Source organism: Ureibacillus thermophilus (assembly GCF_004331915.1).
GTDB classification, from domain to species: domain Bacteria; phylum Bacillota; class Bacilli; order Bacillales_A; family Planococcaceae; genus Ureibacillus; species Ureibacillus thermophilus.
Map to the genome: position 1 here is coordinate 327,583 of NZ_CP036528.1, position 15,771 is coordinate 343,353.

13 protein-coding genes are annotated in these 15,771 nt (G+C 37.4%); 6 read left to right on the plus strand and 7 right to left on the minus strand.

The window, feature by feature from the left end; translation table 11 throughout:
• Positions 1-140: 140 nt before the first annotated feature.
• Positions 141-1,748 (minus strand): S-layer homology domain-containing protein, encoded by a 1,608-nt coding sequence (locus tag DKZ56_RS01515; protein WP_208650964.1) that lies wholly within the window; start codon positions 1,746-1,748, stop codon positions 141-143.
• A gap of 276 nt (positions 1,749-2,024) precedes the next feature.
• Here DKZ56_RS01515 and DKZ56_RS01520 point away from each other — a divergent pair, with 276 nt between their 5' ends.
• Together DKZ56_RS01520 and DKZ56_RS01525 are read left to right on the plus strand one after the other, a co-directional pair.
• Positions 2,025-2,204: a hypothetical protein gene (locus DKZ56_RS01520; RefSeq protein WP_208650965.1), complete on the plus strand. Its 180-nt coding sequence runs from the start codon at positions 2,025-2,027 to the stop codon at positions 2,202-2,204.
• Between the two features lie 3 nt (positions 2,205-2,207).
• Positions 2,208-2,978, plus strand: a complete 771-nt coding sequence (locus DKZ56_RS01525; RefSeq protein WP_208650966.1) for a serine/threonine protein kinase — start codon at positions 2,208-2,210, stop codon at positions 2,976-2,978.
• Positions 2,979-3,009: 31 nt separating this feature from the next.
• Here the strand turns inward: DKZ56_RS01525 and DKZ56_RS01530 are convergent, their stop codons facing one another.
• From DKZ56_RS01530 to menC, 5 genes are all read right to left on the minus strand, one after another.
• The gene (locus tag DKZ56_RS01530; protein ID WP_208650967.1) at positions 3,010-3,204 is read right to left on the minus strand and encodes a YgaP family membrane protein; all 195 of its coding nucleotides are present in this window, start codon (positions 3,202-3,204) and stop codon (positions 3,010-3,012) included.
• Positions 3,205-3,292: 88 nt separating this feature from the next.
• A complete protein-coding gene (locus tag DKZ56_RS01535) occupies positions 3,293-3,952 on the minus strand; it encodes a Crp/Fnr family transcriptional regulator (RefSeq protein ID WP_208650968.1) in 660 nt (219 codons plus the stop codon).
• Positions 3,953-4,281: 329 nt separating this feature from the next.
• A complete protein-coding gene (locus DKZ56_RS01540) occupies positions 4,282-5,037 on the minus strand; it encodes a YybI family spore inner coat protein (RefSeq protein ID WP_208650969.1) in 756 nt (251 codons plus the stop codon).
• A gap of 89 nt (positions 5,038-5,126) precedes the next feature.
• Complete coding sequence (locus DKZ56_RS01545) at positions 5,127-6,173, minus strand: YkvI family membrane protein (protein ID WP_208650970.1); 1,047 nt, start codon at positions 6,171-6,173, stop codon at positions 5,127-5,129.
• Between the two features lie 37 nt (positions 6,174-6,210).
• Positions 6,211-7,320, minus strand: a complete 1,110-nt coding sequence (menC, locus tag DKZ56_RS01550; protein ID WP_208650971.1) for an o-succinylbenzoate synthase — start codon at positions 7,318-7,320, stop codon at positions 6,211-6,213.
• A gap of 792 nt (positions 7,321-8,112) precedes the next feature.
• Between menC and DKZ56_RS01555 the strand changes: the two genes are divergently transcribed.
• Positions 8,113-9,282, plus strand: a complete 1,170-nt coding sequence (locus DKZ56_RS01555) for an MFS transporter (protein WP_208650972.1) — start codon at positions 8,113-8,115, stop codon at positions 9,280-9,282.
• Positions 9,283-9,330: 48 nt separating this feature from the next.
• Here DKZ56_RS01555 and DKZ56_RS01560 read toward each other — a convergent pair whose 3' ends face one another.
• The gene (locus DKZ56_RS01560) at positions 9,331-12,435 is read right to left on the minus strand and encodes an MMPL family transporter (protein WP_245989576.1); all 3,105 of its coding nucleotides are present in this window, start codon (positions 12,433-12,435) and stop codon (positions 9,331-9,333) included.
• Between the two features lie 131 nt (positions 12,436-12,566).
• Between DKZ56_RS01560 and DKZ56_RS01565 the strand changes: the two genes are divergently transcribed.
• The 3 genes from DKZ56_RS01565 to DKZ56_RS01575 all read left to right on the plus strand — a co-directional run bounded on the left by DKZ56_RS01565 (position 12,567) and on the right by DKZ56_RS01575 (position 15,549).
• On the plus strand, positions 12,567-13,133 hold the full coding sequence (locus DKZ56_RS01565; protein ID WP_208650973.1) for a TetR/AcrR family transcriptional regulator: 567 nt from the start codon (positions 12,567-12,569) through the stop codon (positions 13,131-13,133).
• Positions 13,134-13,234: 101 nt separating this feature from the next.
• Entirely contained in the window at positions 13,235-14,428 is a 1,194-nt protein-coding gene (locus DKZ56_RS01570; protein ID WP_208650974.1) for an ornithine--oxo-acid transaminase, read from the plus strand.
• A gap of 566 nt (positions 14,429-14,994) precedes the next feature.
• Positions 14,995-15,549, plus strand: a complete 555-nt coding sequence (locus tag DKZ56_RS01575; RefSeq protein WP_208650975.1) for an SLOG family protein — start codon at positions 14,995-14,997, stop codon at positions 15,547-15,549.
• Positions 15,550-15,771: the final 222 nt, after the last annotated feature.

A 15,771-nucleotide genomic window follows, 5' to 3' on the forward strand; every position in this document is an offset into this window, starting at 1 on the left:
TTAAATATTATTTCACCAAGTTAATAGATTTGTTTAATTTGTATTATATCAAAAAAATAGTTTATTACCAAATACATTCTGATAAAAATTCATCAAAAAAAATTGCACAGAGCTACTTAACGCCCTGTGCAACCATTGAATTATTTTGAAGCCTCTTCTTCAACAATATCTCCTTCGATATCAAAATCTTCTAGATTATACAATTCTTCAAATTTAATAATATTTTCTTCACTAGGGATGCCAATTGTGAAGTTTGGAGTTTCATTCACATTGGATTTACCCATTTTATAATTCATTTTGAAGCCGAAAGTTTGGCCTTCCATCGCTACTTTTGCATTGAAGTCAAATACATCGTAGCTAATATATTTGTCTGGATGTACAGCAATGTATTCTTTGAAGTTATTTAATGTCACAAAGTTGCCGATATTTTCGATAAATGCTTTTAATTGTGGATCATTTAATAATTCTTTTACTGCTTTTACATCATCAGCAGTAATGCCAAGAGCTTTTGCATATTCGGGATTTTCCAATAATGCAAAGAATTCTGGCAAGAAATTATACACTAATTTTTGAATGAATGGTGTTAATTCAGCATTTGTTACTTCAAATTTATAAACTTTTGCTACTTCATAATTGCTTGGCACTGAAACGGAATTTTTAGGTACTTGTTTATAGTAGTCTGAACCAAAATGTTTGAAGTAGATATCATACAATGCCGCATTTAATTTTTGATTTAGTTCAAGATCAAAATCTGGTACAGGTTGTCCAGATAATCCTGCCAATTCATTGAAATCCATTTCCAAAAATTTGCCTTTCAATTCGTCTGGAGTTTCTTCTCCTGGAACTTCAGGCAATTGGATATACATTTTATCAGCAGTCATAATTGCTGGCATTTCCATTGTCATGCCATTTATTTTCATTGTCATAACCATTTCAAGCATTAATGGATCTTTTTGATAAACACCTTTAAAATCAGCGCTGATATCTTTGAACATATCAAAGATTGCAGCATCTTCTTCTGTCATTCCTTCAAAAACAGGGAATTCAATGCCAAAATTCATTGTTCCTTCAAAATCATAAGAATCTAAATTCGATTCATTGTTATAAATTTGTTTTAATTCTTCTACAAGTGGATCAACTTCATTTTTAGATTGGTTGTCCAAAATTCTTGATAAAAATACTGCAAATTGAGCACGCGTAATAGAATCGTCTGGATTGAATGCATTATTGCTTCCTGTTGTAATGCCATTTGTACGTAGAGCATCAATTGCTTCATAAGCATAGAAATCTTTTGGAACATCAGTAAAGGATGTTGTGCCATCCCCTTTTAAATTGAAAGCATTAGCTATAACAATAGCCATTTGAGCGCGAGTAAGATTAGCATCTGGTCTAAATTCTCTGTTTGACCCTTTCATAATGCCTGCATTTGTTACAGCAGCAATTGCGCCATATGCATAGAAATCTTTTGAAACATCTTTATATTCGATGCTTGATTCCTTGCTTGTATCAAGATTTAATAATCTTGATAAAATAATGGCCGTTTGTGCACGTGTAACATGATTTTCCGGTTTGAATGTATTGTCTTCATAACCAGCAAGAATACCTTTTTCTGCTAAGCGATTAATTTCATTAGCTGCCCAATAGTTGCTGTCTACATCTTTAAAACCTGCTGCGCCAGCACTTCCAAATGGTAGCACTAACAATAAAACTAGCGCTAACAAAATAGGGAAAAGTCTAGATTTCTTCATCTTTTTTCCTCCTTCTAAAATTAAATAAGGGCCAACGAAAGATTAATAGAATAGATGCTCTACTAAATTTATGCAGCCCCTATTTCTTTACGAATGTCTTTAGAAATAGTTTCAAAATTTTTTATGCTTTTTCATTTTTGACTAAATTTAGATATTTTGGATTATTTTAATCCTAACATGAATCTTCTAATAAATAAATAACTTTTCTTCTTTTGAAACTTATTTGTAAATTATTCGTACATATTTATAAAGGTTATCGAAAAGGAGGAAGTTTGATTGATCGACAAAATTATTAAATCCTTCCTTGGTGGAAGCCGCCATTCCTCTTCCGGCTATAGAAAATACACAAATAAACATAATTATTACGGCCACCATTATTACAAACGGGGACATAAAAGCAGTGTTTTTTTCCGCTCCGGCAGCTTCTTCAGTTCAAAAAGTTTCTTCAGTAGTTAAACGATGATACGGGATTACCTCGAAAACAAGTACCATCAATTATTCAAACAGTATATTGATGAACAGACAAATTTTACGTTCTTAAAGGTACTTGGTTTTGGCGCTTATGGCATCGTCTATTTATTAAAAGAAGAGCAAACCGGAAAAAAATATGTCCTCAAACGGCTGAAATCCAAGCATCACAATTCTAAAAAGGTGCGTCAGCGATTTGAAAAGGAGATTCAAATCCTGAAAGAAATCCGTTTATCCTTTGTTCCTTCCGTCATAGCATCGGGTGAAATTGAAAATATCCCCTATTTTGTGATGGATTATATGGAAGGGCGCACTTTTGAACAAAGCATTTTTGAAGAAGGCAATGTTTATTCCCTGCCTGAATCCATCCATATTTTTAAAATGCTTCTAAAGATGGTCATCCAAATTCATCAAAAGGGCATCGTACATCGTGATTTAAGAATTCCAAACGTCCTAATTCATCAAGGCAAACTTTCCATCATTGATTTTGGGTTAGCTACATATATAAATCCACAAGAAAATATTGAAAAAGTCAAAAATCCAAAGAAGGCAGAAAACCACTGCAGCGACCTTTATTTTCTTGGCCATTTCCTGCTCTTTTTGCTCTATTCCTCCTATACGCCAAACGAAAGAAAAGAAAAATGCTGGCAGGAAGAATTGCAATTGCCTTCAGAAGTAAAAAACTATATTGAACGTTTACTTTTAATTCAAGCCCCCTTCTCTAGTGCAGAAGAGGCTCTATTCTCGATCCCAAATGTATAAAATAAAAAAGTGGCCCAAAAAGCCACTTTTTTCATTTCCTTTGACAAGTATTAATTTTAAATAGAGAATACAGTGGACAAAACTTCACAAGACCAGTAATGAATGGAATCAACCCGATGAGCCCAAGATATTTAAGATTTCCTTCCAATATAAAAAGCAGCGATAGGATAGCAAGACCTAGAACGATACGGATAACCCGATCAACCGTACCAACATTGGCACTCATAAGATAACCCCCTTATTCCCTTTTTATTGATTGTAAATAAGGTAGGGAAATGAATCTGTGATAAAATCACCGTTTCACAAAATTTCTACTATTCTTTTATAAACTGTTCCAACTCATCTCTTTTGATAACAAATATTTTTCCCCTTGCCAATCGAATCCAGCCTTTTTTCTCCATGTCTTTTAATAAGCGGCTGACTACTTCTCTGGCTGTACCAATTTCCACAGCAATTTTGTTATGGGTCATTTCAATCCGATTCCCGTCATTTTTTGTATATTTTAAAAGTAACTTTATCAATCTTTCATCAATGCTTTGAAAAATTACTTCATCTATTACTTGAATTACTTCTAAAAAACGATGGCTAATTATTTTATAAATATATTCTTGAAAATTCCGGCTCGTATCCATAAATAATTTAAAATCTTCATTGGGAATGATAATGGCTTCAGCATCTTCTTCAACAATAGCTGTTAATGGATAAGGTTCATTGGAAAAAATACTTGTTATTGTTAAGATACACGTTTCTCCCGCATGTATCCGATAAACGCTCATTTCCTTCCCGTTTTTCCCTATTTTTGAAACCCGTATGCATCCCTTTGCTACAAAAGGAACTCCTGCACAACTGTCTCCCTCATTGAAAATCGTTTCACCCTTGCGAAACTTCTTCTTCACATAATGGATGTTTAATTCATTTACGGATATCTCCTCAAAAAACGGGAATAGTTCCTTATAACTTTTTAATTGTTCCATCTCGCCACTTCCTGTTTGATTATTTTCAAGAAATCCCTATGCTAAAACTATTGTAAAATATACTATACTTCCAGACCGCATCGTTTATCAAAAAAGAGGTGTCTCAAATTGTCTTTAGACGCCCCCTTTGCGGCTTTAGCTAGAGTTTTTCCGCAGATAAATTGCGACGAGGAGGCGCGTTGAATGCGACCACCGCAGGAGCAAAGATTTTTAAAAGAATTTTACCATTAGAAATTGGGCTGTCCTGAAAGCTTAAGACTTTCTGGACAGCCCATATTGACAGTTGACTATATTCTAAAACTATATTAACTCATTTATTGAAAAAAGATTTAAAAACTTGCTCCATCAATGGCAACATTTTGTCTAACTGATTCAAACTGACGTCCATTCCAACTTAAAACATTCTCCACATATCCTAAACTATCTGCATGATATCTGCCGGCAATCTGCTCCATCGTCAATAGCGAATATGTTCCATTGCCTGTTAAACCAATTGGATAAATGCCGCTAATCGGATCTACCCAGCCTTCAATTGGTTCTTTTAATTTACCCATTGGATCATAGATTTCATCCAAATACTCTTTTCCTTTATAACGAATATTCAACAAATAGCGTACATTTGGATTTCTACTTGTCACCGCTACTTCCGCGTGGTCTTCGTATTTCACCTTATATTGCCGTTCTTCATGAAACTTTATTCCATCAAAAATTTTCCCTAACTTGCCGCTTATAAAAGAAAAAACATAAGCATATACAATTGCACCGCTTCCTCCCGATTGAACAGTCACAAGAATATCATCCACCCGATCACCTGTTAAATCCCCCGTCCAAATGGTTGGATTGTATCCTGCTGCATCCTTTAAATGATAGACGGATATTTCATGGGTGAGTCCGTTTTGCACAACAAGGCTCATATTGGTTAAATAAGGGCTATCATCCAGTTTTGTTGCAATGAGGAAAATCCCATCCACTACTCCATCACCTGTAACATCGCTCAATTGATAAGCTGCAATAAAGGGACCATTTGACTGGGAGGCAGGATACGCCATGCCGTTTGCCCATTGATGTTGCCAATATGGAAACATTATGCTCCTCCTATAAAAAGTACTATTACTTATGTTATGTAAAAAGCTACGAATTGGTTCTTTGGAGCATACCAAAAATGGCAGACTTATCAGGCAACATCCCGTTTTCTTTTCAACCATGTCCATAAAATAACCGTCATGATAACAATTCCTAAATAACCCATTATGGCATATACCGTCCCTACAATTGTCGTAAACCCGATGAAACTTGCAAAAAAGGCAGTGAGGGCAGATAATATGGCAAAGGGTTTATAGATTTTAGACTTTGGTGAAACAAAACGAACTACAAAAGAATAGAGCACTCCCACCGATGTGCTATAAATCATCGCAATTAAAGCAACCGCCATCACCATCCCCGCAATAGGATGGATATTCATGGCAATGATTAATGTAGGCATCGGTTTTCCTAGAATGACATTTAAATTTAAAAACAAACTGATATAAACTAAAAAGATTAGTCCGCCAAGAAGCAGTCCTCCAATAACACCGCCCAATCCGGCTTCTTGTTTGCTTTTTGCCGTGCTGCCCATGACCGCTAGCATCGGTAGACCGACCCCCAAATTATAAGAAACATATAAAATAGCCCCCATCCACCAATGTCCATTGGCTGATAGTTCTGCCGCTTTTGCATATTCTGTGATATTTCCATCCATTGCCGAAACTGAGAACATGGCAATGCCAACAATAATGAGGATTAAAAAAGGCACGGCGAAAGCAAGTACAGCCATAATTTTTTCCACGTTGAGCATCAAAGTTACAATGGTCAGACCCATCATCAAAAGCCTACCAATAATGCCGTTTATACCAAAAAACACTTCCAATGCACTGGCGGCCCCTGCAAACATCGCAACAGTAATGCAAAAAGCAAACACTGTAATGAGGCAATCGATGACAGCGCCAATGGTTGGCCCTGCAATAAAAAGCACCACTTCTTTATGAGAAGTTGTTTTTAAAGAATAACCTAAAGTCGCAATATTAGTTCCTAAAAAGGCAAAAAGGATGCTTGCAACGACGACCCCGAAAAGTCCATGCCAACCATAGGAGAGGAAAAAGTGCATAATCTCTTGTCCAGATGCAAAACCTCCTCCAACGGTTAATCCGACAAAGGCTCCCCCTATTTTTAAACTATTCCTCACCATTTCCCCCATTTCTCAAATCAAAACATCAAGATACTCATATAAGATAGGTTTTTGAGGAGACTGTGTATTTTTCAATCGCTTTTCGATTTGGTTCATATCCTATGCCAGCAGTTTGCGGCACTTGAATTGTTCCATTTGTAACAACGACTTCCGGATGAATAATATCTTCTTCAAAATAATGGTTCGACCCTGCCGTATCTCCAGGCATCTCAAAATTGGATAGCGCGGTCAAAGCAATATTGTGGGCACGTCCTATGCCAGCTTCAAGCATTCCGCCGCACCAAACGGGTATGCCTTTTGATTCACAATAGTCATGAATTTTGATTGCTTCTGAAATCCCCCCCACTCGTCCAATTTTGATATTGATGACGCCGCAGCTTTCCAGTTCAATTGCTTTCCGCGCATCTTCCAACGATAGAATGCTTTCATCTAAACAGATTGGCGTTTTCAATTGTTTTTGCAGGATGGAATGGTCAACAATATCATCGTAGGCTAATGGTTGTTCAATCATCATTAAGTCAAACTCGTCTAACTGTTTTAATATATTTAAATCCTTTAACGTATATGCAGAATTAGCATCGGCCATCATTGGCACCTTGGGGAAGGCCTCCCGCAGTTTACGGATGACTTCCACATCCCAGTCTGGTTTAATTTTTACTTTGATTCGTTTATATCCTTCTTCAATATATTTCCCTACTACTTCAATTTGTTTTTCAATCGTGGGTTGAATGCCAAGGCTAATGCCCACATCAATTTCTTCTTTATTTCCTCCAAGAACTTTGGCCAGTGGTTGATTCATTTTTTGTGCATAAATGTCCCAAAGGGCTCCTTCAATTGCTGCTTTGGCCATATTGTTTCGGCGGATGCCTGAAAACCATTTGCTCGCATCATTGGGATGATGGATTTCCTTTTGCGAAAGAATCGGAATCAGGAAATCTTCTAACATATGCCAACAAGTTTTAACCGTTTCTTCTGTATACCATGGCGCCTCAAAAGCAACACATTCCCCAAATCCAACGATGCCTTCTTCTGTCAAAATTTCTAATAATAAAAACGATTTATCTTGAATGGTGCCGAAACTTGTCGTGAAGGAATGTTTCATAGGCATTTTTAAATATCGAACAATCACTTGATTAATTTTCATTGGTGAAGTACCCCTTTTTTATAAGAAAAATAAATCCATTGTTGGTCCAGAATCATAAAAGTATATTTTCCTTTTATATTATAATTATTTATATCCTTCCCCTGAAGATGGTGGTTCTTATATAGTTTTAGCCCTTCTTCATCTTCATGCGGTTTATCATTATAGACTTTTATCTCATAAAAATCTATCAACTTTTTTTTAAATTATAAAAAAATTCAGCTAACTGTCCAATGTTTAAAACTATTAAATGAATAGGATATAAACAAAAGGAGGTGATGGATTTTAATATAAATTGATGAGATGGTTTCACGGGTGTAAACATTGAATAAATCTATAGTCAAGGATACCCATTTCTTACATTGTGAATATGCGCAAATACAGCCTTCTAATCCTCTCCAGAAAAGAACCTGTATTGGCTTCATAGAAACGGAATCTAGATTCCTTCACAATGGAAATGGTTTGGACGGCAAGTGTATCCTTGATTGGAATGCTTTTTTAGGTTGGCTTGATGGTAGATATCATTCAACGTTGTTCCTCCATTGCGCGTTGTAGGTCTCTCCGAAATCGCACTCCCATTAAGTATGCATCCTTTGGACGACGAGTGGTCCGTATGAAATTTTCTTCCGCATATTCCATTATCTCTTGAGGATGGTTTATCACCATCCTTTTTTTATTAGATTTCTATTTCTTGACGGACTCCCTGCCTTAGGGGTTAAATAGGAATAGACCTTTTCGACATACCGTCTTTTTTATTCTACAAAAATTAAACAATTTCTCTTAAAGGAGATTTTTATGAAATCTAAATCACAAAAACTCTCTTTGGCATTACTCCTCAGCAATATATTCATCATTTTTGTAGGCATTAGTTTAGTCCTTCCTGTCTTGCCTTCATTGATGAATGAATTATCTATAAGCGGGACAATCGCAGGGAACATGGTTGCCACCTTTGCTTTGGCGCAGCTGATTGCTTCCCCTTTCACAGGAAAATGGACCGATAAGTATGGACGGAAAATCATGATTATTATCGGTCTTTTTTTATTTAGTTTTTCAGAGCTTTTATTCGGGATTGGGAAAAGCCTTGAAATGCTTTTTCTTTCAAGAATTTTAGGGGGAGTTAGCGGCGCTTGCATCATGCCTGCCATTACGGCATTCATTGCCGACATTACATCAGAAAACGAGCGTCCAAAAGCCCTTGGATATATGTCCGCAGCAATTAACACCGGATTTATTGTAGGACCGGGGATTGGCGGATTTTTAGCGGAATTTGGAATTCGTGTGCCCTTTTTTGCGGCAAGCATTTTAGGCGCAATCGTAGCCATTGCCTCCATCTTCCTATTGAAAGAACCGGAACGCATGGAACAACCGGATAGCAAGAAAGGACAAAAAATCGGCTGGAAACGAATTTTCATGCCGATGTATTTCATTTCTTTCGTTATTATTTTTCTTTCGACTTTTAGTTTGACTTCTTTTGAATCGTTGTTCAGCTTATTTATCGATCATAAATTCGGATTTACACCGCGGGATATTGCCATTATCATTACAGGCAGCGGAACGGTTGGAGCAATAGCACAAATCTTGTTGTTTGATCGGCTTACGAAACGATTGGGCGAAATTATGGTTGTCCGTTTAAGCTTAATCTTTTCTGCTCTATTAGTTTTCGTGATGACCATTGTAAGTTCTTATTGGTCCATTTTGTTGATATGCTGCATCGTATTCGTTGGATTTGATTTAGTTCGCCCCGGGATTACATCTTACCTTTCAAAAATTGCTGGAAATGAACAAGGATTCGTCGGCGGCATGAACTCCATGTTTACAAGCATCGGAAATATTTTTGGACCTATTATCGGAGGCATTTTGTTTGATATCAATCTAAATTTCCCTTTCTATTTCGCAACGATTATGTTAATTTTCTGCATTGCCATTGCAATGTTTTGGAAAGAACCTAACCCATCAACCCTATAAAAAAGGTGATTCAGATTCAAAGGCTGAACTGAATCACCTTTTATTTTATTATTCTTTTTTCCTTGTAGCGATTGTCTTCGCTTTATGGGTTAACCCCATTACAGCCGGCATAAATGATGGAAGCATCACTAAACTTAACATGACTAAACCAACTACTACAATTACCGCTATTTGAATTAATGAAACAATTCCTGATGGCAACAGCGCCGCAAATGTGCCGCCTAAAATTAAGGCAGCAGATATGACAACTCCTCCAATTTGCTTTTCCGCATCAATGATGGCTTCATACCCTTGATCTATATTTTCTAAGTATCGCATCATGAGGAAAATGCTATAGTCTACACCAAGAGTGATGATCATAATGAAGCTGAAGAATGGCACATTCCAACCGAACATACTTTGATTAATTGTATATTCACTGATGATTTCGGATGCTCCTAAAGCTGTGAAATAAGCAATAATAAGGGATGCCATGATTAACAATGTTTGCCAGAAAGATTTTGTAATGATTAATAGAACTATGGCAATACCAGCCAGCATAATAGAAATGGTTCTTGCAAAGTCACCGGATGATACATTTCGCAAATCCACGTTTTGCGCAGATTTTCCTCCCAATGCTACTTGTGCATCACTAAAGCTTAAACCTTTTACCGTTCCTTTTACTTGTTCATCGATTTTTTCAATGATGGACATCGCTTCTTGTGAGTACGGATTAACATCTAAAATAATATTGATTTTCGCTATTTTGCGATCTTCTGACATATACATATCTAAACTTTCTTTAAATTCTTCCCCATCCAGCACTTCTTGAGGAATATAAAAGACTTCATCGGATGTAGATGTCAATTCTGTTAAATAATCTTGCGCTTCTACAAGTCCCTCTTTAATTTGCGATAAGCCTTCTGTACTTTGTGATAAGCCAGATTGCAGTTCGCCCATTTTATCCTGCAATGTTGCCAATCCTTGCTGCAATTGCAGCTGCCCTTCATTTACCGCCTTCAATCCGGACTGCAATCGGTTGGTATTATCAAGAATTGTAGCAGTCCCTTCTGCCCCACTCTGCAATCCATTAGCAAGAGTTGAAGCCCCAGATTGAAGCTGCGCTACCCCCTGTTCCATTTTCTCTAAACCGCCAGTAATTTGCGCCATGGAAGCATTGGCAGCTTGGAAGGATTTCAATACCTCATTATATTTTGGCGTGATGGACTTTAGCTGTCCTAATAAAACTTCTGTCTGCGCTTTTCCTTGTTCCGCTATATGAAGAGCTTGCGTTAATTCCTCTCCATTCAATTCAGGATTTTTTGCCATCGCCGCTTTCAACGATTGTTCAATGGCCGAATAACTGTTATACATTTGTTCAACGGCGCTTGAAATGGTTGCAAAGAAATCACTAAAGGAGCTGAATCCATTCTCCAACTCTCCATAACTATTTTGGAGAATCGTTGCCCCTTGACGCAGTGTTTGAATATTTTCCTTTAAAGCGGATAAACCGTTGCTGATTTCTTCCGCCCCTTCTGCCCCATTTTTAAATCCTTGAGACAACTGGCTTAAGGCATTATTTAATTGGCCGACGCCCTGTTCCATTTCTTTTGTGCCGTCAATCAGCTGTTGTATACTGTCAAATTTGCTGCCATCCACTTTTCCTACTTCTTTGTCTGCTTCAGATAATCCTTCGTGTATTTGAGTTACTCCTTCTTCAGCACTTCCAAGCCCTTCTGTTAATGTATTCACTTGGTCTTGCACGTATAATTCCTTAATTTTTTCGCCTGCAGGACGAGTAACAGAATAAACTTCCGATACGCCCTTCACTTTTGAGATAGCCTCCGTCAACTTATCCAAATCTTGCAAAGCTTTTTGGGTTGCTAAGGATTCCTCCGATTGAATCATTAAGTATGTCGGTGCTGAAAAACCTGCTGGGAAATGCTCTTCAATCACATTAATCGCTTGTTTTGATTCATATTTATCATTAATTTCCACTAAATCGTTATAGTTTAACTCGCCGGAATTGGAAATAATAAAAGGTATGCAAATAACCGCAATAATCGCAAGGGCGGAAAGCGGTCGATACAAGGAAAATTTCGATAGAACCTTCCATAATTTATTCTCTTGATGACCTTTTACCTGTTGAGCAGGCCAAAACATTTTATAACCAAGAACTGCCATGAAGAAAGGATTTAACGTAATCAGTACTAATAGCAGCACTGCAACCCCAATGGCCACTGCAGACGTGGCTTGGTATAATTTAAAGTCAGCTAAATACAACGCCATAAACCCGATAAACACTGCCATGCCGCTGTAGATGACCGTTTTCCCAGCAGTGTGGTACGTTTCCGTAATCGCTTTTAAAATATGGCCGCCTTTGCTGACTTCTTCTTTGAACCGATTGTAAAGAAGAATATTATAATCTGTACCAATACCAAATAAAACTACCACAATAAACACTTGCGTAAAGTTTGAAAATGGATAATCCAAGTGTTCTACCAACTGAGCGACGATGCCAAGGGAAACGATATAGGAAACCCCAACAGTAATAAGCGAAATTAAAGGAACAATCGGCGAACGGAACACAAGAACTAATACAATTAAAATAAAGACAACCGCAATGATTTCCGTCTTTTTAATCCCCTCTTGAGAGGACTTTGCAAAATCATCCAGTACAATATCCGTACCTGTAAAATAAGTATCCACCGTTTTCGTGTCAGCCAGTTTTCGCAATTGCTGCGCGACTTCTTCAACGGTTCTCATATCCTTTTCTACTGCTATTTGCATTAAAATCGTCGTGCCATCTTTTGAAACTAATTGTTTTTCCGTTTCTTCGCTTTCGTTATAGGCTAAAATATTAGTAATACCAAGTTCATCCTGCTTTTCCCGATAAACCTGAATCAATTCATCAATTTCATTTTTCTGCTCATCTGTCATTTTTTCTTTACTATGAAAAACGGCTATAAATTGATAGTTTTCCTTGCCGTCTGCCTGCATCTCTGTCTGCAGCCGCTCAGCGATGGCGCTTTGAACATAGCTGGGCATTTGGATTTGCCCTTTTTCCCGAACCAATATATCTAAATTTGGCATCGTTATAATCATGATGATGGAAAGAACGAGCCAAAAAATAAAAGATGCGGTGCGAACATTGAGCCAATCTCTTCCTCTCAAATTATCAAACTCCTTTCTTAAAAGAATTTTTTTAAAAATCTAATAATAAACTAGCATGAAATAGCAAAATCGAACATAGACAAAACATCGCTATTTGTTTAAATACTCATTTGCGGAGGATGGACACTTCCATGAAAAATAACCATGAAACGAAAAAACTTCTTTCCAGCTCATTAAAAGAATTGATGAAGAAAAAGCCTGTTGAACAAATTTCCATTCGAGAAATTACAGAATTAGCAGGTCTCAATAGACAAACCTTTTATTACCACTTTGAAGATATTTATGATTTATTGAAATGGACTTTCCAACAAGAAGCTCTTGTCCTGATTGATGTTCATGAGAGTGCAAAGGTTTGGCAGGAAGGGTTGCTGCAGCTTTTCCATTACTTAGATGAAAACCGCGACATTTGTTTATGCGCCCTTCAATCATTGGGAAGAGAACATATTAAACGATTTTTCTATTCAGATATTCATGATATTATTTATCGTGTAGTTTATGAATTTGGTATAAAACTTCAAGCGCAAAAAGAATATGTATCCTTTTTATCCCATTTTTTTACTTTATCCCTCGGAGCCATTGTGGAAAGCTGGCTGAATGGAGAATTAGAACAATCACCTGAAGAATTAGTTAATATGATCGATTTGTTTGTTCAAGACCAGCTGCGGGGTGCAGAACAGCGCATCTTCAATCATAAATAATATTTTTAAATATCATCCATCATATATAATGAATTTAGAAGCTAATAAAACAAAAGAATTTACATTCTCGCGCTTCAGTACACTCATAAAGGGGGATTTATATGGGAAAAACATCAAAAGAAATCATTGAAATGACTGATAAGTATGGTGCCAACAATTATAAGCCGCTGCCGGTTGTCATTAGTGAAGCGGAAGGCGTATGGGTGAAGGATCCTGAAGGAAATCAATATATGGATATGCTTTCTGCTTACTCTGCTCTCAATCAAGGGCACCGTCATCCAAAAATTATTCAAGCTTTAAAAGAGCAAGCAGATCGGGTGACTTTAACTTCCCGGGCCTTTCACAACGACCAGCTGGGTCCATGGTACGAAAAACTCTGCAAAATTACAGGGAAAAATATGGTGTTACCGATGAATACCGGTGCTGAAGCTGTGGAATCAGCCATTAAAGTTGCTCGTCGATGGGCTTATGATGTAAAAGGGGTAGAAGAAGATAAAGCTGAAATTATCGGCTGCATTGGTAATTTCCACGGACGTACATTGCTTCCGGTTTCGCTTTCATCAGAGAAGGAATATCAGCGCGGTTTCGGACCATTAATTCCAGGCATCAAACTAATTCCATACGGCGATATTGAAGCCCTTAAACAAGCTATTACGCCAAACACGGCAGCTTTTATTGTTGAACCGATTCAAGGAGAAGCTGGGATTATCGTGCCGCCTGAAGGTTTTTTAAAAGCGGCTCAGCAAGTTTGCAAAGAGCAAAATGTATTGTTGATTGCGGATGAAATTCAAACAGGCCTCGGCCGCACTGGAAAAATGTTTGCCTGTGAATGGGAAGATGTTGTGCCGGATGTTTACATTCTCGGAAAAGCGCTTGGCGGAGGTGTCATCCCTATTTCAGCTGTTGTGGCTAACAGCGATATTTTAGGGGTTTTAAATCCAGGTTCCCATGGTTCTACCTTTGGAGGCAACCCTCTCGCATGCGCCGTGTCCATCGCTAGCCTCGATGTCATTGAAGAGGAAAAATTAGCAGAACGTTCACTGGAACTAGGCGAATACTTCAAAGGGGAACTGCAAAAAATCAATTCCCCTGTCATTAAAGAAGTGCGAGGAAAAGGATTGTTTATCGGTGTGGAACTGAAAGAAGCAGCCCGGAAATATTGTGAACAATTAATGGAAAAAGGACTGTTATGTAAAGAAACTCATGAATATGTAATTCGCTTTGCTCCCCCATTAATCATTACAAAAGAACAGATTGATTGGGCACTGGAACGGATTAAAGAAGTCCTAGAGTAAACCGGGAAGGCATTAGGAAAATATTCTAATAGTCCTCTACAATAGAGGCTGGGACATAAACAAAAAATGAAAGGGGCAATTGAAAGAGTTTTGATAAAAAATTGATATAACGAAAAATTGATTGGAGTGACGGGGCGAGTTCCTGTCGCGCACGCTTAGTCGCAAAGCGGAGCAAGCTCAAGGAAGTAAATTCAAAGCTTTCCTGCGACGAGCCCTCTCGAGACCACGAGGAGCGAAGGAATGAATCAGAGGAGGCTCGAGCCGGGCCCGCGGAAAGCGTCCCCGGAACGGAAATCAATTTTAATAACATATCAAAAAAACATCATTTTCTCCAAGGAGAAAATGATGTTTTTTTAGATTTGTCCAACCTCTTTTTGTTTTTAAAGTGGGGAAATGCCTCAAATCGGCTAATTGTAATCTATTGGAAAATACAGCAAAAGGTGGGGATACATCCGCAAATCCCCAGTCACTGACAAACGTTCATGCCCTTCCTCATCTATATGAGCTGTTCTTTGAAGAGCAAACAATATTTAGCTATAGTATAAATACATAAGTGAGGGATGAAGATGATTCAATCGCTATACGTATCAGGTTACAAATCCCATGAGCTGGGGATATTTCATGCAAAACATCCGGGTATCCAAATCATTAAAAAAGCTTTAGAAAATGAATTAAGAAGATTAATCCATGAAGGATTGGAATGGGTCATTATCAGCGGACAACCCGGAGTTGAAACATGGACTGCCGAAGTTGTGATTGGGCTAAAAGAAGAATTTCCACAATTCAAATACTCCGTTATTACTCCATTTTTGGATATGGAAAAAAACTGGAATGAAGAAAAGCAGGAAAAATATGCCTATATTCTGAGTAAAGCCGATTTCGTGACAAGCGTAACAAAAAGACCTTATGAAGCTCCTTGGCAATTTGTTGAAAAGGACAAATTCATTATCCAAAATACCGATGCCCTCCTCCTTGTCTATGATGAGGAACATGAAGGATCTCCAAAATATTTAAAGCGGCTTGTGGAGAAATATATGGAACGAAACGAATATGAACTTTTTACAATCACTTCTTACGATTTACAAACCATTGCGGAAGAAATCATGAGGTCTGAATGGTAATGTTTATAAAATTATTGAAATTTTCTTGTTGACATTTTAATTGATAATGATTATCATTATCGTAAAGAGATAATTCCGAGCTGAACCCCCCAAAAAATAATCTCGGATAAATATTTTCCTAATTATTTTCTCCAATTATGTCTATATCCCCCTATATATAGACATTAACTAGGCTGCAACTGGCGTGTTGCAGCCAAATTTCTATTATCAATCCATCTTTTA